General features: G+C 63.7%; 20 protein-coding genes. 10 read left to right on the top strand and 10 right to left on the bottom strand.

Going from position 1 to position 22,892, the window contains the following annotated elements; translation table 11 throughout:
• Nucleotides 1-11: 11 nt before the first annotated feature.
• Nucleotides 12-788 carry a phosphotransferase gene (locus PHA8399_RS18060; RefSeq protein ID WP_145977064.1) on the top strand — a complete coding sequence of 259 codons (777 nt, stop codon included), beginning with the start codon at nt 12-14 and terminating at the stop codon, nt 786-788.
• Here PHA8399_RS18060 and PHA8399_RS18065 read toward each other — a convergent pair.
• The 5 genes from PHA8399_RS18065 to PHA8399_RS18085 all read right to left on the bottom strand — a co-directional run bounded on the left by PHA8399_RS18065 (nt 761) and on the right by PHA8399_RS18085 (nt 6,105).
• Complete coding sequence (locus tag PHA8399_RS18065; protein WP_208856339.1) at nt 761-2,080, bottom strand: NAD(P)/FAD-dependent oxidoreductase; 1,320 nt, start codon at nt 2,078-2,080, stop codon at nt 761-763. The two genes, PHA8399_RS18060 and PHA8399_RS18065, sit on opposite strands and share 28 nt — an antisense overlap.
• Entirely contained in the window at nt 2,080-2,895 is an 816-nt protein-coding gene (locus tag PHA8399_RS18070; protein ID WP_058287497.1) for an ABC transporter permease, read from the bottom strand. The genes PHA8399_RS18065 and PHA8399_RS18070 overlap by 1 nt, the downstream gene beginning before the upstream one ends.
• Nucleotides 2,892-3,773 (bottom strand): ABC transporter permease subunit, encoded by an 882-nt coding sequence (locus PHA8399_RS18075; protein WP_058287498.1) that lies wholly within the window; start codon nt 3,771-3,773, stop codon nt 2,892-2,894. Before PHA8399_RS18075 ends, PHA8399_RS18070 begins: the two co-directional genes overlap by 4 nt.
• Nucleotides 3,773-4,900: an ABC transporter ATP-binding protein gene (locus tag PHA8399_RS18080; protein ID WP_058287499.1), complete on the bottom strand. Its 1,128-nt coding sequence runs from the start codon at nt 4,898-4,900 to the stop codon at nt 3,773-3,775. Before PHA8399_RS18080 ends, PHA8399_RS18075 begins: the two co-directional genes overlap by 1 nt.
• Nucleotides 4,901-5,016: 116 nt before the next feature.
• Nucleotides 5,017-6,105 carry a polyamine ABC transporter substrate-binding protein gene (locus PHA8399_RS18085; protein WP_058287607.1) on the bottom strand — a complete coding sequence of 363 codons (1,089 nt, stop codon included), beginning with the start codon at nt 6,103-6,105 and terminating at the stop codon, nt 5,017-5,019.
• Between the two features lie 142 nt (nt 6,106-6,247).
• Between PHA8399_RS18085 and PHA8399_RS18090 the strand changes: the two genes are divergently transcribed.
• The 6 genes from PHA8399_RS18090 to PHA8399_RS18115 all read left to right on the top strand — a co-directional run bounded on the left by PHA8399_RS18090 (nt 6,248) and on the right by PHA8399_RS18115 (nt 13,933).
• On the top strand, nt 6,248-6,934 hold the full coding sequence (locus tag PHA8399_RS18090) for a GntR family transcriptional regulator (RefSeq protein WP_141891593.1): 687 nt from the start codon (nt 6,248-6,250) through the stop codon (nt 6,932-6,934).
• A 66-nt stretch (nt 6,935-7,000) separates the two neighbouring features.
• Complete coding sequence (locus PHA8399_RS18095; RefSeq protein ID WP_058287500.1) at nt 7,001-8,395, top strand: aspartate aminotransferase family protein; 1,395 nt, start codon at nt 7,001-7,003, stop codon at nt 8,393-8,395.
• A 365-nt stretch (nt 8,396-8,760) separates the two neighbouring features.
• Nucleotides 8,761-9,861 (top strand): ABC transporter ATP-binding protein, encoded by a 1,101-nt coding sequence (locus tag PHA8399_RS18100; protein ID WP_058287501.1) that lies wholly within the window; start codon nt 8,761-8,763, stop codon nt 9,859-9,861.
• 77 nt (nt 9,862-9,938) lie between these two features.
• Complete coding sequence (locus tag PHA8399_RS18105) at nt 9,939-11,039, top strand: extracellular solute-binding protein (protein WP_058287502.1); 1,101 nt, start codon at nt 9,939-9,941, stop codon at nt 11,037-11,039.
• Nucleotides 11,040-11,123: 84 nt separating this feature from the next.
• Complete coding sequence (locus PHA8399_RS18110; RefSeq protein ID WP_058287503.1) at nt 11,124-12,752, top strand: ABC transporter permease; 1,629 nt, start codon at nt 11,124-11,126, stop codon at nt 12,750-12,752.
• 5 nt (nt 12,753-12,757) lie between these two features.
• A complete protein-coding gene (locus tag PHA8399_RS18115; protein WP_058287504.1) occupies nt 12,758-13,933 on the top strand; it encodes an ABC transporter permease in 1,176 nt (391 codons plus the stop codon).
• 132 nt (nt 13,934-14,065) lie between these two features.
• On the opposite strand, the gene PHA8399_RS18120 is transcribed toward PHA8399_RS18115, so the two are convergent.
• Both PHA8399_RS18120 and PHA8399_RS18125 read right to left on the bottom strand, forming a co-directional pair.
• Nucleotides 14,066-15,397, bottom strand: a complete 1,332-nt coding sequence (locus PHA8399_RS18120) for a lytic murein transglycosylase (protein ID WP_058287505.1) — start codon at nt 15,395-15,397, stop codon at nt 14,066-14,068.
• Nucleotides 15,398-15,459: 62 nt separating this feature from the next.
• On the bottom strand, nt 15,460-16,173 hold the full coding sequence (locus PHA8399_RS18125) for a helix-turn-helix transcriptional regulator (protein ID WP_058287506.1): 714 nt from the start codon (nt 16,171-16,173) through the stop codon (nt 15,460-15,462).
• Between the two features lie 84 nt (nt 16,174-16,257).
• On the opposite strand from PHA8399_RS18125, the gene PHA8399_RS18130 reads away from it, so the two are divergent.
• Both PHA8399_RS18130 and PHA8399_RS18135 read left to right on the top strand, forming a co-directional pair.
• Entirely contained in the window at nt 16,258-16,956 is a 699-nt protein-coding gene (locus PHA8399_RS18130) for a glutathione S-transferase family protein (protein WP_058287507.1), read from the top strand.
• Nucleotides 16,953-17,375: a DUF1801 domain-containing protein gene (locus tag PHA8399_RS18135; protein ID WP_058287508.1), complete on the top strand. Its 423-nt coding sequence runs from the start codon at nt 16,953-16,955 to the stop codon at nt 17,373-17,375. Before PHA8399_RS18130 ends, PHA8399_RS18135 begins: the two co-directional genes overlap by 4 nt.
• Nucleotides 17,376-17,409: 34 nt before the next feature.
• Here the strand turns inward: PHA8399_RS18135 and rnr are convergent, their stop codons facing one another.
• The 3 genes from rnr to dapE are packed head-to-tail and all read right to left on the bottom strand — an operon-like array spanning nt 17,410 to nt 21,558.
• On the bottom strand, nt 17,410-19,683 hold the full coding sequence (gene rnr, locus PHA8399_RS18140) for a ribonuclease R (protein ID WP_058287509.1): 2,274 nt from the start codon (nt 19,681-19,683) through the stop codon (nt 17,410-17,412).
• A gap of 51 nt (nt 19,684-19,734) precedes the next feature.
• Complete coding sequence (locus PHA8399_RS18145; protein ID WP_058287510.1) at nt 19,735-20,400, bottom strand: TIGR04282 family arsenosugar biosynthesis glycosyltransferase; 666 nt, start codon at nt 20,398-20,400, stop codon at nt 19,735-19,737.
• Between the two features lie 6 nt (nt 20,401-20,406).
• Nucleotides 20,407-21,558 carry a succinyl-diaminopimelate desuccinylase gene (gene dapE / locus PHA8399_RS18150; RefSeq protein WP_058287511.1) on the bottom strand — a complete coding sequence of 384 codons (1,152 nt, stop codon included), beginning with the start codon at nt 21,556-21,558 and terminating at the stop codon, nt 20,407-20,409.
• A gap of 270 nt (nt 21,559-21,828) precedes the next feature.
• On the opposite strand from dapE, the gene PHA8399_RS18155 reads away from it, so the two are divergent.
• The gene (locus PHA8399_RS18155; protein WP_058287512.1) at nt 21,829-22,884 is read left to right on the top strand and encodes a transporter substrate-binding domain-containing protein; all 1,056 of its coding nucleotides are present in this window, start codon (nt 21,829-21,831) and stop codon (nt 22,882-22,884) included.
• Nucleotides 22,885-22,892: the final 8 nt, after the last annotated feature.

Below are 22,892 nucleotides of genomic sequence, written 5' to 3' on the forward strand. Positions count from 1 at the left end.
CCCCCCGCCGTCTGGCGGGGGGGCGTTCGAACCATGTCTGGCGGGCAGGCGGGCTGGTGATTAAGCTGTACGCGGCAGATGGCGGCAATCCCTTGTTCGCCAATGATCCGGCACGGGAAGCCGCAGTGCTGACGGCGCTGTCCGGCACTGGGATGGTGCCGCCGCTGGTGCAGACCGGTGTTTTCGAAGGCCGCAGGTGGCTGGGGTATGCGCATGTGAACGGCAGCCCCTGGCGGCAGGACACTGGCCATGTTGCGCAACTCCTGGGGCGGCTGCACGACCTTGCTCCGCCGCCAGGATTGCCGGAAGGCGCGAACGGCAGCGCCGCGCTGGAGGGACAGACCTTTGATATTCTGAAATACTGCCAAGGCCGGGACTCGCTGGCGGCTATGCGGCCGCTGGGGCAGGTTCCGCCGCTGCCGCTGCCGGTTCTGATCCACGGCGACCCGGTGCCCGGCAATCTGCTGGCGCATGACGGCACGCTGACCCTGATCGACTGGCAATGCCCGCAGATCGGAGATCCGGCGGAGGATCTGGCCCTGTTCCTGTCGCCCGCCATGCAGCTGATGTACCGGGGGGCACCTCTGTCGAAGGCGGAGGAGGACAGTTTCCTTGCCGCCTATCCCGACCCGCGGATTGCCGGCCGGGTGCTGGCGCTCAAGCCCTGGTTTCACTGGCGTATGGCGGCCTATTGCCTGTGGCGGGCGGAGCGCGGCAGTGCCAGGGACCGGCAGGCGTTTGAGTTGGAGCGCGCGGCGCTTCAGTCCATCAGGCCTAGCAGCGCATAGGCGGGCGGCATCAGGATCCGGCGGGCGCGGCCAAAGGGGAAGCGCGGCATGTTTTGCATCACGGGAGAGTAGGGCAAATCAGGCGTCCGGTCCTGGACAAGATCGCTCAGCAGCCGCCCGGCATAGCTGCCCATGGCGACGCCGTTACCGTGATAGCAGAGACCGGCATAGATGCCCGGCATCTCTGGAACCGCGCCCACGAAGGGAACCAGGTTTCGGGACAAGCAGACCATGCCGGACCAGCAATGGGTGGTTTCCACAGTATGCCACGCCGGGAACATCGCCTCGAAATCCTGCCGCAGCTTGTGCCGGATTGCGGTCTCAGCCCGCGGCGAGGCCAGCAGCCCGCCGCGCATTCCGAACAAAAAGCGTTTGTCCGGCATCAGCCGGAAGTAATGCAGCAGGTTGCGGGTGTCATAGGCCATCTGGTGCGAAACCCAGCCCTGCGCCTGCAGCTCGGCCTTCGTCAGCGGACGGGTCACCATGACGGTGGATTGAGCAGGCATGTAGCGTCCGGCCAGCCAGCCCGGCAGATCCTCGGAGGAATAGCCATTGGTGGCGATGATGACCTTGGCGGCTCGCAAAACACCCTGTTTAGTCTCTAATCTGTATCCGCCGCGGTCCTGCCGCACCGACCGGGCAGCGCTGTGCTGGTACAGGCTAGCCCCGGCATTCTGTGCGGCGCCAGCCAGGCCGAACAGGTATTTGCGCGGGTTCAGGGCAAAGCCAACCGGCGTAGTCAGCGCCGCATGGAAGGAGCCGTTCAGACCGTTCTGCGCCAGCTGACTGCGGGTTAAAAAATCAGGTTCTCCTCCTGCGGCGCGCATGGCTTCGGCTTGCGCGCGCAGGCGGCGCGCGGCCTTTTCGCTATGCGCCAGCTGGGTTTCCCCGTCCGAGTGCGTGTCCGCGTCGATACCATGGGTCTGCAGCAGATCCCGCACCAGATGCACGGCGGCTTTTTCGCCGGCGCCGTAAGTTCCGGCGGCGGCCTGCCCGAACATACGGCGCATAGCCGGGCCAGAGAGTTTCGACCCGCCAAGGCAGCAGAACCCGCCGTTGCGGCCAGAGGCGCCCCAGCCCGGGGTTTCGGCCTCCAGCACCGCAACGGACACCCCGCTTTCGGCCAGATGCAACGCGGCTGACACACCGGTAAAGCCGCCGCCGATGATCGCCACTTCGGCGGATGCTTCACCCTGCAGCACCGGCCAGTCCGGCGCCGCGATGGTCTCGTCCCACCAGCAGTTGCTGCGCGGGCCGGGACCATAGGCGTAGTCGGAAAAGATCCGGCGCATCAGGCGCGCACCGCAGCCTGTTCCTCCCGTTTCTGGCGGGCCACCTGGTGTTTGGTCACCAGCGAGGCGGTGATGACGCCCACGGTGACGATGCTGATCATGATGGTCGACAGCGCGTTGATCTCGGGGCTGACGCCCAGGCGCACGGCGGAGAAGATCTTGATCGGCAGGGTGGTGGCCGAGGGACCGGAGGTGAACGAGGCGATCACCAGATCATCCAGCGACAGGGTGAAGGCCAAAAGCCACCCCGAAATCACCGCAGGCGCAATGATCGGCAGGGTCACCAGGCGGAAGGCCTCCGCCGGGGAGCAGCCCAGATCCAGCGCCGCTTCCTCCAGCGAGCGGTCGAAGCTCACCAGGCGGGAGGACACCACCACCGAGACATAGCACATGGAAAACGTGGTGTGCGCCAGCACGATGGTTAAAACCCCGCGATCCAGGCCGATGCCGATGAACAGCAGCAGCAGCGACAGGCCGGTAATAACCTCAGGCATCACCAGCGGCGCATAGATCATGCCTGAAAACAGCGTCCGCCCCATGAACCGCCCGCCGCGCACCAGAACATAGGCCGCGATCGTGCCCAGCACGGTGGCCATGGTGGAGGAGAACACGGCAACTTTAAGCGTCACCCAAGCGGCGTTCAGGAAGGCATCGTTCTGCAGCAGCTCCCCGTACCATTTGGTTGAGAAACCTGCCCAAACAGTAACCAGTTTGCTTTCGTTGAAGCTGAAGATCACCAGGATCACCATCGGGATATACAGGAAGGCAAATCCGAGGGTCAACGATACGGCGTTAAACCAGGTCATACGGTTCATTGCTCGGCCTCCTGCTGTTTCTGCTGGTTGCGCTGGAACAGCACGATCGGGATGATGAGCAGCAGCAGCAAAACCACCGCCACGGCGGATGCCACCGGCCAGTCGCGGTTGGAGAAGAACTCCTCCCACAGCACCTTGCCGATCATCAGCGTGTCGGAACCGCCCAGCAGCGACGGGATCACGAATTCACCCAGGACAGGGATGAAAACCAGGAAACTGCCGGCAATGATGCCGTTTTTCGACAGCGGGATGGTCACCAGCCAAAACGCGGTCAGGCGCGAGCAGCCCAGGTCCTCTGCCGCTTCGATCAGCGAGCCGTCCAGCCGCTCCAGCGCTGAATAGACCGGCAGGATCATGAACGGCAGGTAGGTATAGATGATGCCGATATAGACCGCGGAATTGGTGTTGAGGATGGTCAGCGGTTCCGAAATCACCCCCAGCCACATCAGGAACTGGTTCAGGAAACCTTCGTTCGACAGGATCCCCATCCACGCATAAACGCGGATCAGGAAGGAGGTCCAGAACGGCAGGATCACCAGCATCATCAGCGTCGGCCGCCATTCCTCTGGCGCCCGCGCCATGCCATAGGCAATCGGGTAGCCTGCCAGAAGAGTCAGAAACGTGGAGACGGCCGCGATCTGCAAGGAGCTGAGATAAGCCTTCCAGTAAAGATCATCCTCGGTCAGCCAGATGAAGTTTTCAAAATCCAGCTCCGCCAGAAAGGCTGAGATACCCTCAGCCCAGTCGAATTGCGGAACGTACGGCGGGATTGAGACCGCGTAATCCGACAGCGAGATTTTCAGGACGATGGCAAAGGGCACCAGGAACAGCGCCAGAAGCCAGGCATATGGGATGGCGATCAGGACAAAGCGGCGCATCATTCTGCCAGCAGAACGCCTGCCGTGGCTGTCCAGGACAGCCAGACAGAGTCTTCCCAGGTGAAATCGCGGCGGGCGATGCGGCGGGTGTTTGCAGATTGCGCCTTGATCACCGCACCGGTCGGCAGCTCAACGTGATAGGTGGAGATGTTGCCGAGATAGGCGATGTCGAGAATGCGGCCCTGCACGGCGTTGTCCGCCGCCGCCGGTTTTTCGGCACTGATGGAGACCTTTTCCGGGCGGATCGCCAGATGGGCTTTCTGACCGTCAGAGAATTCGTTGCCCGACTGCACGTTCAGCGGCGGCTGGCCTTCGCGCCAGGACATTGCATAACTGCCGCCGCCATTGGGTCTGACGGTGCCTTCGATCAGGTTCACATCGCCAATGAAATCAGCGACATAGACTGAGTTCGGCGTTTCATAGATCCGGTCCGGTGTTGCCACCTGAACGATCTTTCCGTGATCCATCACCGCGACGCGGGAGGCGACCGTCATCGCTTCTTCCTGATCGTGGGTCACGATCACGAAGGTGGTTCCGGTCTTCTCCTGGATATCCATCAGCTCGAACTGGGTATCCTGGCGCAGCTTCTTGTCGAGCGCGCCCAGCGGTTCGTCCAGCAGCAGCAGCTTCGGCGCCTTCGCCAGCGACCGCGCCAGCGCCACCCGCTGCCGCTGGCCGCCGGAGATCTGATGCGGCTTGCGGCGGGCGAACTTCTCCAGCCGGGTCAGCCGCAGCATCTCTTCGACCCGGTCGTTGATGTCATGCTTGGGCATGCCCTCGCGCTTGAGCCCGAAGGCGATATTCTCCCAGATCGACAGATGCGGGAACAGTGCGTAGGACTGGAACATCATGTTCACGGCGCGCTTGTTGGGCGGCACCGGGGCAATGTCTTGCCCAGCCAGGAAAATCTTGCCCTCAGTCGGGGTTTCGAACCCGGCGAGCATCCGCATCAGCGTGGTCTTGCCGCAGCCCGAGGGCCCCAGCAGCGCGTAGAATTCCCGCTCGTAGATGTCGATGGTCAGATTGTCGATGGCAGTGAATTCACCAAAGCGCTTGGTGACGTTCTGGAAGTGGATCAAGGGCTTAGCCTCAGGATCGTTCCAAGGTTCGAATACGGAAGCAGTCAAGCCGGGCCTCTTCTGCGAAGTGTCGCGCGGATGTATTGGTTGGCCGCGCGAGGCACTGCCAGGCGCGTGAGGGGGTGCGGGGCGGTGTATGCGCCCCGCGGGTCATGTGCGGCTGATCAGGTGCCGGATTTGATCTTGGTCCACATGCGGGTGGCCTTGCGCTGTACTTTCGGCGGGTAGCCTTCCTTGATGTACAGGTTCTTGACGGTATCTTCGTTGGGATAGATCGCGGGATCGCCGATCACATCCTCTTCCAGGAGTTCCTGGGACGCCTTGTTGCCATTGGCGTAATAGACGTAGTTGGACGCCGTCGCCATATTCTCTGCGTCCATGATGAAGTTCAGGAACTTGTGGGCACCATCGGGGTTCGGGGCATCGACCGGGATCGCCATCTGGTCGAACCACATCAGCGCGCCTTCCTTGGGCGCGTTGAACGCGATCTCGACGCCGTTATCCGCTTCGTCCGCGCGGTCGCGTGCCTGCAGGATGTCGCCGGACCAGCCGAAGGCCACGCAGATATCGCCATTGGCCAGGGCGTTAATGTATTCGGAGCTGTGGAACTTGGTGACATAGGGGCGCACGGCCATCAGAACCGGTTCGGCCTTCTCCACAACATCGGCATCCATGCTGTTGGGGTCTTCGCCGATATACTTCAGGGCCGCCGGAATCATCTCGTCCGGCGCATCCAGGAAATGCACGCCGCAGCTGGCCAGCTTTTCCATGTATTCCGGGTTGAACACCAGCTCCAGCGAGTCGACCGGTGCGTCCTCTCCCAGCACTTCCTTGACCTTGGCGGTATTCACGCCGATGCCGGTGGTGCCCCACATGTAGTTGATCGAAAACTCGTTGCCGGGATCATAGCGCGAAGTGCGCTCCTCGATCGCGTCCCACATGTTTTCCTTGTTCGGCAGCTTGGACATGTCCAGCTTCTGGAAGGCGCCGGCCTGAATCTGGCGCGCCAGGAAGGACCCGGTCGGCACCACCACGTCATAGCCAGAGCCGCCCGCCAGCATTTTGGTCTCAAGTACCTCGTTGCTGTCGAAGACGTCATAGATCAGTTCGATGCCGGTTTCGGCTTCGAACTTTTCCAGCAGGCTTTCATCAATGTAGTCGGACCAATTGTAGACGCGAACCTCTTCCGCCGCGGCCGCAGCAGCCGTGCCGAGGGCAACGACGGCGGTCATGGTCATCGTTTTCAGTGTCATGAATTTCTCCCTGTGCGTGCCGGTTTCGGAGTCCGGCTGTAAATAGATTTGATCAAGTTTTGCCGCGTTGGGCAATACTCTTTATGTTTTCACTTGCCTCGGGATGGTGCAAGCTGCCCAAAATTCAGGAGGGAAACCACCGGTGACAGAGACGACTTCACCAGCCGTTGCGGCACAGGACAGCCCAGCAAAACTGCCCGCGCATGAGATCGTTTATCAAAAGCTCAGGGCGCAGATTCTGTTCGGCGAGCTGGTGCCCGGGCAGGCGGTGACCATCCAGGGCCTGGTGGAGACGCTGGAGGCCGGCATGACACCGGTCCGCGAGGCGATCCGGCGGCTGATCTCGGACGGGGCGCTGATGTTCCAGGGCAACCGCCGCGTGTCGGTTCCCCTGCTTGGACCGGATGATCTTGAGGAGCTTATTTTTGCCAGAAAAACAATTGAGTGCGAGCTAGCGCGCCGGGCGACCCCGCATATCGGCGCAGCGGTTATCGAGGAGCTGGCGGCCATCGACAATGCCTTGGACAAAGCCATCGCCACTGGTGATGTGGCGGGATACCTGGTTCAGAATTACAGCTTCCACACGGCGCTCTATTCGCATGCGAATGCCCCCATCCTCAGTGATATTGCAGACCGCTTATGGCTGCGGTTCGGCCCCTCTTTGCGGGTGGTCAGCGGGCGGCTCGGCACCCAGAGCTTTCCGGACCGGCACAAGGACATTCTTGACGCACTGCGGCGTAAGGACCCGGAGATGGCCGCGCTGGCCATGGAGAGGGACGTCTGCCAGGGCATGGATCAGGTTGTTCAGGGGCTGCAGGGCGCGAACTGATTCGATTGACACCCGAGAATTTGATCATATTCTGGGGCCAATCAGTTTTTCTCAGGAGCGAGTCCCATGACCGTGATCACCAACCACATGCCGACTTCCGAGTTGCAGGCGCTGGACGCGGCCCATCACATGCACCCGTTCACCGCCAACGGCGAGCTGTCGCAGAAGGGCGCGCGCATCATCACCCGGGCTGACGGCGTGCATCTGACCGACAGCGAGGGCCACCAGATCCTTGATGCGATGGCAGGCCTGTGGTGCGTCAACATCGGCTATGGCCGTGAGGAGCTGGCGGAGGTCGCGGCCCGCCAGATGCGCGAGCTGCCCTATTACAACACCTTCTTCCAGACCACCCACGTGCCTGCCATCGCGCTGGCTGCCAAAATCGCTGAACTGGCGCCGGGTGATTTGAACAATGTATTCTTTGCCGGCTCAGGCTCTGAGGCGAACGACACCAACATCCGCATGGTGCGTCATTACTGGGCGCTGAAGGGCAAACCGTCGAAGTCCGTGATCATCAGCCGCAAGAACGCCTATCACGGTTCCTCCGTCGGCAGCGGCTCCTTGGGCGGCATGAGCGGTATGCACGCGCAGGGCGGGATGCCGATCCCGGATATTCACCACATCAACCAGCCCAACTGGTGGGCCGAGGGCGGTGACATGCCGCCGGAGGAATTCGGCCTGCAGCGCGCCCGCGAGCTGGAAGAGGCGATTCTGGAGCTGGGCGAAGACCGCGTCGCCGCCTTTATCGCCGAGCCGGTGCAGGGTGCCGGCGGTGTCATCGTGCCGCCGGACAGCTACTGGCCGGAAATCCAGCGCATCTGCGACAAATACGAAATCCTGCTGATCGCGGATGAGGTGATCTGCGGCTTCGGGCGCACCGGCAACTGGTTCGGCAGCCAGACCCTGAACATCCGCCCCGACATCATGACCGTCGCTAAGGGGCTCAGCTCCGGCTATGCGCCGATCGGCGGCTCGATCGTCAGCGATGAGGTTGCCTCCGTGATCGCGAGCGACGAGTTCAATCACGGCTACACCTACTCCGGTCATCCTGTTGCCGCGGCCGTGGCGCTGGAAAACCTGCGCATCCTGGAGGAGGAAAACATCCTCGGCCATGTGCGCGACGTGGCGGCGCCGTATCTGAAGCGGAAATGGGAGGCGCTGACCGATCACCCGCTGGTTGGCGAGGCCAAGATCGCCGGCATGATGGGCTCCATCGCTCTGACCCCCGACAAGGAGGCCCGCGCCGCCTTTGCCTCTGAGGCTGGCACCGTCGGCTACATCTGCCGCGAGCGCTGCTTTGCCAACAACCTGGTGATGCGCCATGTCGGCGACCGGATGATCATCTCACCGCCGCTGGTGATCACCCCGGAGCAGATCGATGTGCTGATCGAGCGCGCCACCAAATCGCTGGATGAATGTTATGCCGAGCTGAAGGCGCAGGACCTGATGCACAGCGCCTGATTCTCCTCTCCGGCGCCGCAGCCGCGCCGGTCCAGCTCGCGACTCATTGCGGCCCGGCAGCCTGTCTGCCGGGCCTTTTCTTCGGTGACGGGGCTGAAAGCGTCGTTTTCGGGCCGGTGAATTCCATTGGGCGGCGCAAAATGTCCGGGGTGCGTCGCAAAATGTCCGGTTGATCCTTGCGCAACGGGACTAGGCTTCCGTAAGGGTATTCTTTTTCCTGGGGCAGGAGGCCGAAGTATGAATTTCGTACTCCAGCGATTGAAAGAATATTTTTTTCATACCTAGCGCTTGGTAGCTTTGGTGTGATTAACTTCGAACAAGCGCAGAGAAAATCTGCCGGATGACAAAACTACGGGGAGCCTGCTTTGGCTGATGCGTCAAACGTTGATGCGTTCGTTGAATTCGAACGTGTCCAAAAGAGCTACGATGGCGAAAATCTCGTTGTCAAAGATCTCAACCTCACCATGCCCAAGGGCGAATTTCTGACAATGCTTGGCCCGTCCGGGTCCGGGAAAACCACTTGCCTGATGATGCTGGCAGGGTTTGAGACCGCGACGCATGGCGACATCCGCCTGGACGGGACCTCGATCAACAACATCCCGCCGCACAAGCGCGGCATCGGCATGGTGTTCCAGAACTACGCCCTGTTTCCGCATATGACGATTGCGGAAAACCTCTCCTTCCCGCTCGAAGTCCGCAACATGGGCAAGTCCGAGCGCGAAGAAAAAGTGAAGCGGGCGCTGGACATGGTGGAAATGGGGGCCTTTGGCGGCCGCCGCCCGGCCCAGCTGTCCGGCGGCCAGCAGCAGCGGATCGCGCTGGCGCGGGCGCTGGTGTTCGAACCGGAACTGGTGCTGATGGATGAGCCGCTGGGCGCGCTCGACAAGCAGCTGCGCGAGAAGATGCAGTTCGAGATCACCCATCTGGCGCACCGCCTCGGCATCACCGTGGTCTATGTGACCCACGACCAGACCGAAGCGCTGACCATGTCGGACCGCGTTGCGGTGTTTGACGACGGCCGCATCCAGCAGATCGCGCCGCCGGACCAGCTGTATGAAAGCCCGGAAAACAGCTTCGTGGCTCAGTTCATCGGCGAAAACAACACGCTGGAAGGCACCGTCAAGGAAATCAAGAACGGGATTGCACTGGTTCAGCTGGACGATGGCGAGCTGATCGACTGCAAGCCGGTCAACGTGTCCCAGCCGGGCGAGCGCACCCGCGTCTCGATCCGTCCGGAACGGGTGGAATACAACAAGGACCGCCTGCAGGCAGGCGTCCACACGCTAAAGGCGGAAGTGCTGGAGTTCATTTACATGGGCGACATCTTCCGCACCCGTCTGCGGGTGGCCGGCAATGATGAATTTATCATCAAGACCCGGAATGCCCCGGACCAAGTCCGGCTGCAGCCCGGTCAGCAGATCGAAATCGGCTGGCTGCCGGAAGACTGCCGCGCGCTGGACGCCTGATCCGCGCGCGCTGAACCCCCGGCAGAAGAACGACCGGGGGCTTCACATTTGTGAAATTCAACAAGGAGAGACTCTCTATGAAACTCAGCAAAATGTCCGCACTGGCGGTGACTACCGCCCTTTGCGCCCCTTCGGCCTTTGCCGAGGAAATGGCCAATGAGCTGACTCTGGTATCCTGGGGCGGTGCCTATCAGGCCAGCCAGCACAAAGCCTATGTCGAGCCCTATCTGGCGCAGAACCCCGACGTGAAAATCATCTGGGACGAAAGCTCGGCCGAAGCCGTGGCAAAAATCCGCGCCATGAACGAAGCCGGCAACGTGACCTGGGACCTGGTGGATGCCGTGGCCTCTGACTCCATGCGCCTGTGCGACGAAGGCCTGGCGGAAGAAATCGACCATGACGAAGTTCTGGCTGCTGCACCCGACGGCACCCCGGCGTCCGAAGATTTCGGCGACCTGATCGTCAGCGACTGCTTCGTGCCGCAGATCGTCTATTCGACCACATTCGGCTACCGCACCGACCTGATCGACCAGCCGGATTCAGTCTGCGCGATCTTCGACACCGAAAAGTATCCGGGCAAGCGCTCGCTGCAGAAGCGTCCGATCGACAACATGGAATGGGCGCTGTACTGCGACGGCGTCGCCAAGGACGAGATCTACGACGTGCTGGGCACCGACGAAGGTGTTGACCAGGCGCTGGCCAAGCTCGACACCATCAAGGACCAGGTGGTCTGGTGGACCGCGGGCGCCGAAACCCCGCAGCTGCTGGCCGATGGCGAAGTGGTGATGGGCTCGACCTTCAACGGCCGCCTGTTCTCGGCAATCGCCGAGCAGAACCAGCCGATCGGCATGCTTTGGGACATGCAGTCCTTTGACCTTGATGGCTGGGTGATCCCGGCAGGCCTGCCTGCAGACCGCAAGGCACGTGTGATGGACTTCCTGAAGTTCGCCACCGACACCCAGCGTCTGGCTGACCAGGCTGCTTACATCTCGTACGGCCCGGCCCGTGCCTCCTCGGCACCGCTGGTCGGCAAGCATGCCGAACTGGGCATCGAGATGGCGCCGCATATGCCGACCGATCCGGCAAACGCGGGCAACGTCCACACCTATGACTACGAATGGTGGGCCGACAACCGCGATGATCTGGACGCCAAGTTCCAGGCATGGCTGGCCAAGTAATCTGACCTCCTGATGAGAGGCCCGGCGGGGGCCGCCATGCGCAGGCCCCCGCCCCACAAAATAAAAGACCCGACGGGGAACCCCATGAGTGACATCACCCAATCCGGTCCGGTGCTGGCCGCCGACGGCAGGCCGCTGAAGCGCAGCCTCGCCCGGGCCCTCCGGATGCAGAAGATCCGCGCGCTGATGCTGATTGCGCCGCTTCTGCTCTTTGTCCTGCTGACCTTCATTCTCCCGATTGCGGACATGCTGTTCCGCTCGGTTGAGAACCGCATTGTGCAGGACACCCTTCCGCAGACCGTGGTGGCGGTGCAGGACTGGGACGCCGACAGCGGCGAAGCACCCCCCGACGCGGTTTATGAGGCACTGGCCTACGACCTCGTCGTGGCCGCCGAGCGCAAACAGCACACCCGCGTCGGCACCCGGCTGAACTATGAAACGCCGGGCATTTCCTCACTGTTCCGCAAGGCGGGCCGCCGCGTCGATGAAGTGGGCGAGGGTTATTTGAAACAATTCGCGGCGCTTGATCCCGCGTGGGGAGAGCCGCAGACCTTCATGTCGGTCTTTGCCGACCCGGAGTGGCTGGCCAGCCGTGCGGGCGCCGGGGATGAACCGCCCTTCCAATTGTCTGAGACGGCCCACGACGCGCTGCCGAAGGCCAGCGGCGCCTACATGAATTTTGCGCGCACCATCCAGGAAGAGGATAACGACAGCCCGGCCGAGGAAGAGCCCTGGGCACCGGTCTATATGGCACTCCATTCCGACCTGGCGGCCAACCCGCAGGCGGCGCAGGCCTTCAGCGGCGACGCGCAGCGCCTGCTGCAGGAAGCCGCGGCACTGATCGAATCCGGCCAGATGGAAACTGAATCCGCCCGTGACGCCTTTGTCAAAATGGATAAGGACTGGGCCGATCCGGAGGTCTGGCGCACGCTCAAGACCTATGCCGGCAAATACACCAACGGCTACTTCCTGAACGCCGCCGACCTGCAGAAAAGCCCGGACGGGCCGGAGCTGCGGCCCGAGGACGAGCGTATCTACGGCACCCTGTTCCTGCGAACGCTGATCATGTCGCTGGCGATCACCTGCAGCTGCATCGTGCTGGGCTACCCGGTCGCCTGGATCCTCGCGAACCTGCCGTCGCGCACCGCAAATATGCTGATGATCCTGGTGCTGCTGCCGTTCTGGACCTCGCTTCTGGTGCGGACCTCGGCGTGGAAAGTGATGCTGCAGCAGCAGGGTGTGATCAACGACACGCTGGTCTGGCTGGGCCTGGTCAGCGACAGCGACCGGCTGGTGATGATCAACAACCAGTTCGGCACCATCGTGGCGATGACCCACATCCTGCTGCCGTTCATGATCCTGCCGATGTATTCGGTGATGCAGACCATCAACCCCACTTACCTGCGGGCGGCAAAATCGCTGGGCGCAACCAACTGGACGGCCTTCTGGCGGGTCTATTTCCCGCAGTCGGTGCCGGGTATCGGCGCGGGGTCGATCCTCGTCTTCATCCTGGCCATCGGCTACTACATCACACCGGAACTGGTCGGCGGCACCAAGGGCGTCTTCATCTCCAACCGGATCGCCTTCCACATCTCGCAGTCGCTGAACTGGGGTCTTGCGGCCGCGCTTGGCACCATCCTTCTGGTGATCGTCCTGGCGCTCTATTGGGCCTATGACAAGATCGTCGGCATCGACAACGTGAAACTGGGATAACCGAAATGGCTTTGACACCTGTTGAAAACCAAACCCCCGGCTTCACGGCAGCCACTGCCGCCGCCGCGGGGGCGTTCTTCGGCCTCTTCGTCGGCACCGCCCAGGGCTCCGGCCTGCTGGGGGTGCTGATCGGCGCGGCGCTGCTGGGCGTGATCGGCTTCGTCTTTGCCGGGCTGACGGACAAGGAAACCCCGCTGCGCTGGCTGCTGGTTGCGGTCTTCGCGGCGGCGGGCTTCGTGCTTGGCGGTCTCGTCGCCGCGGTGATCGGGGCACTGTTCGGCTGGTTTACCGGCTGGTTCGTGTTCTGGATCGCAACCTCACGCTACCGCGCCCATCTGGCGCCGTATCTCACCCCGGGGCAGGTACTGTGGCACTATACCTTCCGGGTGATCTGCGGGGTGATCTTCGTCTTCCTGATCACACCGATCCTGGTGGTGATGCCGCTCAGCTTCAACGCCCAGGATTTCTTCACCTTCACCCCGGAAATGCTGCGTTTCGATCCTGAGGGCTATTCGCTCAAGCACTACCGCGATTTCTTCACCAACGACGACTGGCAGCAGGCGCTGTGGAACTCGGTGAAGATCGCACCGATGGCGACGCTGCTGTCGGTGGGCTTCGGAACCCTTGCGGCCATCGGCCTCAGCCAGCCGCACGTGCCGTTCCGCCGTGCGATCATGGCGATCCTGATTTCGCCGATGATCGTGCCGCTGATCATCTCGGCCGCGGGCATGTATTTCTTCTACAGCCGGATCGGCCTGCAAGGCACTTATTTCGGCGTGGTGCTGGCCCATGCGGCGCTGGGCATCCCCTTCGTGATCATCACCGTCACCGCGACATTGGTGGGCTTCGACCGCTCGCTGACCCGCGCGGCAGCCAACATGGGCGCAGGGCCCGTCACCACCTTCTTCCGGGTGCAGATGCCGCTGATCCTGCCGGGTGTAATCTCCGGCGGCCTGTTTGCCTTCATCACCTCCTTCGACGAGGTGGTGGTGGTGTTGTTTGTGGGCTCCGCCGGCCAGAAGACGCTGCCGTGGCAAATGTTCATCGGCCTGCGCGAGCAGATCTCGCCCACCATTCTTGCGGTGGCGACGATCCTGGTGGTGATTTCCATCGCGCTCCTGACCACAGTCGAGATGCTGCGCCGCCGCTCCGAACGCCTGCGCGGCATGTCGCCCAGCTGATCGCCAAGCAGAGACGCCAATCCTTAAAAGGCCCCGCTAGGCGGGGCCTTTCCCATGTTCATCTGGCTGAAAATATCCCGGGGGTGAATTGGCCGTCAGGCCAAGAGGGGGCTGGCCCCCTCCGCGCGCCTCTTACCGCAGCCGCTGCAACAGCCGTGGCGAAGCATACCCGTCGGCTGTCAATCCATTGGCCACCTGATAGGCCCGCACCGCGCCGATCGTCTTCGGCCCGATCCGGCCATCGACCCCCTCGGTATCGAACCCGGCTGAGCTCAGCCGCTGTTGCAGTTCCTCCCGCTCCGCCCGGGTCAGCGCCCGGTCGCTTCGCGGCCAGCTGCTCTGGATCGGCGTGCCGCCCTTGATCCGGTCGGCCAGATGCCCGACCCCGATCACATAGGCGTCCGCGGTGTTGTAGCGCTCCAGCACGGAAAAGTTCTGGAAGATCATGAAGGCTGCCCCCGCACTGCCCGCCGGCAGCAGGATCGAGGCCTTCCCGTGATCCGTGACCGCGCGCCCGTCCAGCCCCTTGATGCCTAAGGCCGCCCATTCCGATGGCAGCTTTTCGATGTCCCGGTCGGCCAAGGTGTAGTCAAACCCCTTGGGCAGCGCCACTTCCACCCCCCAGGGCTGCCCTTTCACCCAGCCGAACTGTTTGAGGTAGGCCGCGGTGGATGCCAGCGCATCCGCCGGGTTGTCCGACCAGATGTCGCGCTTGCCGTCGCCGGTGAAGTCCACCGCGTAATCCAGATAAGACGTCGGGATGAACTGTGTGTGCCCCATGGCACCAGCCCAGCTGCCGGTCATCTTGCGGGCGGCAACATCGCCTGCCTGCAGGATCTTCAGCGCCGCCACCAGCTGGCCTTCAAAAAACGCACCGCGCCGCCCGTCAAAGGCCAGGGTCGCCAGCGAGCGGATCACATCCATTTTACCGCGGAAGGTGCCATAGCTGCTCTCCAGCCCCCAGACCGCCACCACGATTTCCTTCTCGACGCCATACTTGGCCTCGATCTGATCCAGCCGCGCCTGGTTCTCCCGCACCGCCGCCTTGCCGTTTTTCACCCGCAGCTCCGAGGCGGCGCTGTCCAGGTATTCCCAGATCGTCTTGGTGAATTCCGACTGATTCCGGTCGCGCCGGATCACTTCCGGATCATAGCTGACACCGGCAAAGGCGCTGTCCAAAACCGGCGCGCTGATGCCTTGGGCCAGGGCGCGGTCGCGAAACCCCTGGATCCAGCCTTGGAAATTCAGCTCTGCCGCCGCTGGCTGAGGTTCGGCCTGTTTCAAGACCGCAGGCCGCGCCGCGGGCCGCAAATCCGTGGCGGCGGACGCAAGCTGATAGTTGTCATACTGTTGTTCCTGGCTGGCCGCCTCCGGCCGCTGGGCGGGCCTCAGGGAATCGTCCGGTGCGGCCTGTGCCGCCATGGCCCCGCCTGCCACCAGGGACGCCGCAACCCATCTGCGCATGATGCACCTCTTTATACACTGCTCCCCGCCAGTTTAACGGCGGCGGAGCCTGGGTAAAGAGGTCAGTCCTTGCATGTGCGGGCGGCCGCCTGCCGCTCCTCGCGCATTTGCTCCAACGCGTCGCGCAGCATCGGCACCCGGTGCGGGCGGAAGCTCTGGTCCGTCACTTCCAGCCCCCGCATCCGGTCGAGCCGGAACACCCGCACCGCGTCGCGCAGGCCGCACCAGGCAATCAGCACTGTGGAGCGGTCAAAGTAGACAACGCTCAGGGGTTTCACCTGCCGCTCTGTCACCGCGCCATGGCCGTCGGTATAGCCAAACCGCACCTCCACCTCGTCCCAGGCCGCCTGCCGCAGGTCCTGCGCCGGAATCGCGGGCGGCACCGGGCGGTCGAACCGGTAGGGCGCCAGCACCGCATGGCGCAGCCGGTGCGCCTGCCGCGGCGGCAGCCGCGCCTGCAGCTTGCGCAAGGCTTCCGAGGCGGCGGTGGCCAGTTCCGGATCGCCGATCAGCTCCACCTCGCGCAGGCCCAGCACCAGCGCCTCCAGCTCGGTGTCGCGAAAGCCCATCGGCGGCAGCGCATTGTCCTCGATCAGGGTAAAGCCGTAGCCTGCCTCGCCGTCGATCACCGCCCCCATCTCGCGCAGCGTGGCAATGTCGCGGTGGATGCTGCGGGCCGATACGCCCAGGTCGCGGCCCAGCTCCGCCGCGGTATGCGGGCCGGGCCCCAGGCGCAGGGCTTGCATCAGCTGAAAGAGACGGTGCGTGCGGGACATAGTCTGTTCTCTCTACGCCTCATGACAGTTTTTGTCACCATGCGGATCTAATCTGCCCCCAGCCCGAAACGACAGGAACCCCTCATGCTGACCCTACTGACCTATCCCCGCAACGGCGCCGTCTTCAGCCTCAGCCCGTTTTGCGTCAAAGCGGCTCTGTTGCTGGCCTTTTCCGGCCAAAGCTGGACACGCAAGGACCTGAACAACCCCAGCGGGATGCCGCACCGCAAGCTGCCGGTGCTGCGCACCCCCGGCGGACTGGTGCCGGACAGCAGCGCCATCCGCGCCTGGCTGGAGCAGCAGGGCACCGACTTTGACGCCGCCCTCGGCGCACGAGATCGGGCGCAGGGGCAGATGCTGATCCGGATGGCAGAAGATACGCTCTACTTCCACGTGGTGCGCGACCGCTGGGACAACGACGCGGTCTGGCCCGTGATCCGCGACAAGTACTTTCAGGAAATCCCGGCGCTGATCCGCCGGCCCGTCACCGGTGCCATCCGCCGCTCCGTTCACAAGGGGCTGACGTTTCAAGGCACTGCAAGGTTCAGCGAGGATGAGCGGAACCAGCGCGCGAACCAGGATCTGACCGCCATCGCAGCCCTGTTGAAAGGCCAGGACTTCCTGTTCGGCTCACAGATATCCAGCGCCGATTTCAGCGTCGCCTCCATGCTGCAGGCAATGGGGACGACCCCGGTCCGGACAGCCCTGGTGGCCCGCATTCTCGACGATGCGGTGCTCAAGCCTTATGTTAACCGGGTATTTGAGACGGTCCCGCTGCCATGATCCCGCCTTTTGCCAGCCCCGATATTGAAGCTGCATTCGATGTGCCCGACGTGCAGGCCCGCGCAGGCCTACTGGCGCTGCGGCGGCTGATCTTTGACACCGCCGCTCAAACGCCGGAGGCCGGACGGATCGAGGAGGCCCTGCGCTGGGGCCAGCCGTCCTACCTCACGCCCGAGAGCAAGACTGGTTCCACTATCCGGCTGGGCATACCCAAAGGCGCGCGCTTTGCCCTGTTTGTGCATTGCCAAAGCCGGCTGATCCCGGAATTCGCCGCGGCCTTCCCTGCCTGGGACCGGTTCGAGGGCACCCGCGCGGTTCTGTTCAACAACCCGCGGGAGGTAGAGCCGGTCCGTCACGGCTGGCTGATCAAGCGGGCGCTGACCTACCGTATCCGGCCGCCGCTGGAGATCCCGGCCTGACAAAACTGCGCACTGTCCCCTCGGGGACAGCCGCTCATTTCGGCCGCTTGCGTTCCACCTTGCGTTTCACCTTGGCAGCCTTGTGCTTGGACTTTGCCGCCTTGCGCTTGACGGTCCGGCCTGCCGGGCTGCGGTGGCCGCGCTGGCCGCCCCCGGCTGGCATCGGCGCATTCTCCAGCGCCAGCAGCTCCAGCTCCAGCCCGCCGGTCACCGGCGCCGCCTGGGTCAGCCGCACCGTGACCCGCTGGCCGATGGCCAGGGTCAAACCGGTGTCAGACCCGGTCAGCGTGCCGGCCTGCGGGTCGAAATGAAAGAACTCCCGTCCGATCGAGCGCACCGGTACCAGCCCGTCGGCGCCGGTCTCGTCCAGCTTCACAAAGGCGCCAAAGCGGGCGATGCCGCTGATCCGGCCCTCAAATTCATTGCCGACCCGCTCGCTGAGGTAGGAGGCCAGATACCGGTCGGTGGTGTCGCGCTCCGCAATCATCGACCGCCGCTCGGTATCGGAGATATGGTTGGCGGTTTCTTCCAGCCGCTCGATCTCTTCGGCGCTCAGCCCGTCATTGCCCCAGCCATGCGCCGAGATCAGCGAGCGGTGCACGATCAGGTCCGCGTAGCGGCGGATCGGCGAGGTGAAATGCGCGTAGTTGCGCAGCGCCAGGCCGAAGTGGCCGAAATTCTCCGGATTGTAATAGGCCTGCTGCATGGAGCGCAGGGTGGAGATGTTGATCAACTCCGCATCATCCGTGCCCGCCGCGTGATTGAGCAGCGCATTGAGATGCCGGGTCTGCAGCACTTGCCCCTTGGCCAGGTTGAGGCCGGCCGCGCGCGCGGTTTCGCGCAGCGCCTCCAGCTTCTCCGGCGCCGGTTCCTCATGCACGCGGAACAGCAGCGGCGAGCGTTTTTGGATCAGCGTTTCGGCCGCGGAGACATTGGCGAGGATCATGAACTCCTCGATCAGCTTGTGCGCGTCCAGCCGGTCGCGGAAGGCGACCGAGGTCACATGGCCGTCGTCATCCAGCACGATCTTGCGCTCGGGCAGATCCAGATCCAGCGGTTCGCGTGCGGCTCTTGCCTTTGTTAGAGCCTTATAAGCAGCAAACAGCGGCTTGATCACATCCTCCAGCAGCGGCGCGGTCTTGTCGTTCGGGCTGCCGTCTTGCGCGTCCTGCACCTCGGCGTAGTTCAGCGAGGCCACGGAACGCATCAGCCCGCGCACGAACTTGTGCCCGATCTTGTGGCCCTCGGCATCGACCTGCATCCGCACCGCGATACAGGCGCGCGGCACGCCTTCGTGCAGGCTGCACAGATCGCCCGACAGCCGGTCCGGCAGCATCGGCACCACCCGGTCGGGGAAATAGCTGGAGTTGCCGCGCTTGCGCGCCTCGCGGTCCAGCGCCGAGCCCGGGCGCACGTAGGCCGCCACATCGGCAATCGCCACCCAGATCACATGGCCGCCAGGGTTCTTGGGATCGTCATCAGCATGGGCAAAGCAGGCGTCGTCATGGTCGCGCGCATCGGCGGGGTCGATGGTGACCAGCGGCAGATCGCGCAGGTCCTCGCGCCCTTTCAGGCCCATTGGTTTGGCCGCATCGGCTTCGGCCACCACCTTGTCGGGGAAGCGGTCGGGAATGCCGTGCTGGTGAATGGCGATCAGGGACACCGCCTTGGGCGCCGCAGGGTCGCCCAGCCGTTCCACGATGCGCGCCCGCGGCAGGCCCAAGCGGCCCTTGGGGCCGACCTGTTCGGCCTCGACCAGTTCCCCGTCCCGGGCGCCCTTCGCAGCATCCGGCGCCACGGTCCATTCCGTCGAAGCTGCTTTGTCGATCGGCACGATGCGCCCGCCCTCGGACCCTGCGCGGAAGATGCCCAGCACCCGTTTCGCGCTGGTGCCGATCCGGCGGATCAGCCGCGCCTCATAGTTGTGGTCCTGATCGGGCACTGCTTGCAGCTTGGCCAGGATCTTGTCGCCTTCGCCCAGAGCCGGGTCCGAGGCTTTGGGCAGGATCAGGATGATCGGCTCCACGCCCTCGCCGTGCCATTCCAGCGGGCGGCCATAGAGGTCGCCATCCTCGTTCGGCGCCTTCACCTGCAGCACCGTCACCGGCGGCAGCTGGTCCGGGTCGCGGTAGGTTTTCTTGCGCTTTTGCAAGTGGCCCTCGGCCTCCAGCTCCTTGAGGATGCGCTTGAGGTCGATGCGGTCGGCGCCCTTGATGCCAAAGGCCTTGGCAATGTCGCGTTTGGAGGTATGGGTCGGGTTGGCGGAGATCCAGTCGAGGATTTCGGCCTTGGAGGGAATACGGCTCATGTTTCCCGCGTAGCACGGCGGCGGTGCGGCGTCATGGAGAAAAGCGCGCAGTCAGCATCGCGGCAGGTCAGCCGCAGTGTCGACGTCTTGCAGGGTATCGGTCAGCGCAATGCGCCAGCCGGGCAGGGTCCGCAGGGTATCGGCCAGCGCATGTTCCGTGGACCAGCGGACATTGCCGAACAGGCCATGGGGCAGGCGGGAGGGATGTTTGGCGCCCACCAGCCAGTAACCGCCATCATCCGCGGGGCCAAAGACCGCGTCATGATCGCCAAGCGCAGCGAAGGCGCGGGCAATATGGGCTCGGGTGATGCCGGGGATATCGGCACCGATCAGGCAGACGGGACCGCCTCTTTTGCCGGAACTGCGCCCGACCCGCGCGGGGAGGGCGTAAAGCGCCCGCCCCTTGGGGGGGCGGGACGGGCGCTGCCCGGCCAATTGGCCGGGCATGGTCAGCATCCGCTTCATCCGCTGCCCAAGATCGCCGCTGCCTTGCGGCAAGCGCGGCATGTCAGCGGGCCAGACCCGCGAGTTCACCGCCCGGTCCGGGGCCACCGCCAGCACGATCTGCCAGCGCGGGTCCCGCAGACGCCGGATCAGCCGGTCGGATTGGTGCCGGAACCACCAGGTGGCCGGGATCACGCCGATATCCCGGCCCAAGCGGGTCTTCACCCGCCCCGGACGCGGCTCCTTGACCATGATGATCAGGGTGCGGTTCACGTGAAGTCACACCTTGGTAAAATAGTCCTGCAGAATGCGGGTGTAGATAGCCTTCAGCTGATGAACCTGCGCGACCTCGACCCGCTCATCCACCTGGTGCATCGTCTTGCCCACCAGGCCGAACTCCACCACCGGGCAATGGTCCTTTACAAACCGCGCGTCCGAGGTGCCGCCGGTGGTCGACAGCTCCGGCTTGCGGCCGGTCTCCGCCTCAACGGCTTCGGCGACCAGATCCGACAGCGGCCCCGGCGGCGTGATAAAGCTCTCGCCGGAGATTTTCACCTGCACAGCGATCTCCAGCCCGAACTCCGCCGCCACCTTGTCCGCCTCATCCTGCAGCCATTCCGTCAGGCTGGCGCCGGTGTGGGCGTCGTTGAAGCGGATATTCACGGTGGCACGGCTCTGCGCCGGGATCACGTTGGTGGCGGTGTTGCCGGTGTCGATGGTGACAACCGCCAGGGTGGACGCGTCGAAATGTTCGGTGCCCTGGTCCAGCTCATGGCTCGCCAGGCGGTCCATCAGCCGCGCCATTGCGTTCAGCGGGTTGTTGGCGCGGTGGGGATAGGCGGAATGGCCCTGCACGCCGGTCACCGTGAACCAGGCCGTAAGCGATCCGCGGCGGCCGATCTTGATCATCTCGCCCATCTCGTCGGGGCAGGTGGGTTCGCCCACCAGGCAGACCGACATCTTCTCGCCCTCGCGGTCCATATAATCCAGCAGCGCGGTGGTGCCGTCCTCCGCATCGCCTTCCTCGTCGCCGGTGATGGTCAGGATGATGGCGCCGTCCGGCGGTGTCTCCTTGACGAAATCCACGGCGGCGGCGGCAAAGGCGGCAACGCCCGATTTCATGTCGGTGGCACCGCGCCCGTACATGAAGCCGTCTTTCTCTTCCGCGCCAAAGGGCGGCATGGTCCATGCGGCCTCATCCCCCAAGGGGACCACATCGGTATGGCCGTTGAAGCCGAAGGTTTTGGCGTGCCCCTTGGCGCCCCAGCGGGCAAACAGGTTGGAAACTTCGCCGCGGTCGGTGCGTGTGCAGTCAAAGCCTGCCGCGCTCAGCAGCTTTTCCAGAAGCACCAGCGCGCCGCCTTCTTCCGGCGTGACCGAAGGGCAGCGGATCAGATCGGCGGTCAGACGGGCGGGGTCGGTTTGCGGCATGGAAAGGCTCCTGATGTTCCGTTGGCCACAGGCCTAGCGCGGATCGGCACACGGCGCAATTCACGCCAGTGCAAGCGGAGCAGAAGCCGCAGCCGTGCTGGGGGATCATCCAGGCACGTGCCCGGCTGAGCCCAACAGAAACAGGAAGCGCGGCTGTCTGTCTGCGCCTGTGCCACAGGCGTTTACCCGTTCGCGCCAAGGCGCTTGCGTGAAAAAGGCGAACCGCCTAAGGACTTTGAAACCGTTCCAGAGGCCCATCCGAGCGTTCCAGTGCTGTACCTCCGCCTGATCACCGCCACCTGTTTCCTGTTGTGGGGGCAACTGCTGTCTGCGCAGGTGCTGACGGTCAACACCGTCACCCGGCCGCCATTCTCGATGCTGGACGACGGGGCGGACACCGGGTTTTCGCTGGAACTCCTCAATCTTTTGGCAGAACGGCTGAACTGGGAGTACCGCATCAACCGCACGGACAGTTTTGCGGACATGCTGGGCGGTGTCAGCAGCGGCGAGGCGGATCTGGCCGCCGCCAACATCTCGATCACCGCCCGGCGCGAGGTGCTGATGGACTTCAGCCAGCCGATCTTCGAAAGCGGCCTGCAGATCATGGTGCAGGCCGATGACGTCCGCCAGCCGTCGCTGCTGCGGGCGCTGCTGTCGTGGGACCTGGCTGCGGCCATCGGCGTCGCCTTTCTGCTGCTGTTCGGCGGCGGCATGGTGATGTGGGCCTTTGAGCGCCGCGCCCAGCCTTATTTCGACCGGCCCTTGCAAGAGGCCTGGTTCCCCTCCTTCTGGTGGGCGTTGAACCTGGTGGTGAACGGCGGGTTTGAGGAACGTGTGCCGCGCACGCCCGTGGGCCGCGTATTCGGCGTGGTCTTGGTGGTGTCTTCTCTGTTCATCGTCTCGGTCTTCGTCGCCAAGATCACCGCGGTGATGACGGTGGAGGCGATCAGCGGCTCGGTGAACTCGGTGAACGATCTTTATGGCAAGTCGGTGGGTACGATCGAAGGCTCCACCGCAGCCGGGTTCCTGAACCGGCGCGAAATCGATTATTCCGCTTATGCCGGGCTGGAGGATATGCTGGCAGGGTTCGAGCGCGGCGAGGTGACGGCGGTGGTCTTTGACGCGCCGGTGCTGAATTACTACGTGCAGCAAGGCGGCCACCGTTTTGGCTACACCGTTGGCCAGCCCTTCCTGCGGGAAAACTACGGGCTGGTGTTCCCGGCCGGCTCCCCGCTGGTGGAGGAGGTCAACCAGGCGCTGCTGGCGATGCAGGAGGACGGCAGCTATGACGCCCTCTACCGCAAATGGTTCGGCAGCCAGAACTGAGGCCGGGG

The sequence above is a fragment of the Leisingera aquaemixtae genome (assembly GCF_001458395.1).
GTDB lineage: Bacteria > Pseudomonadota > Alphaproteobacteria > Rhodobacterales > Rhodobacteraceae > Leisingera > Leisingera aquaemixtae.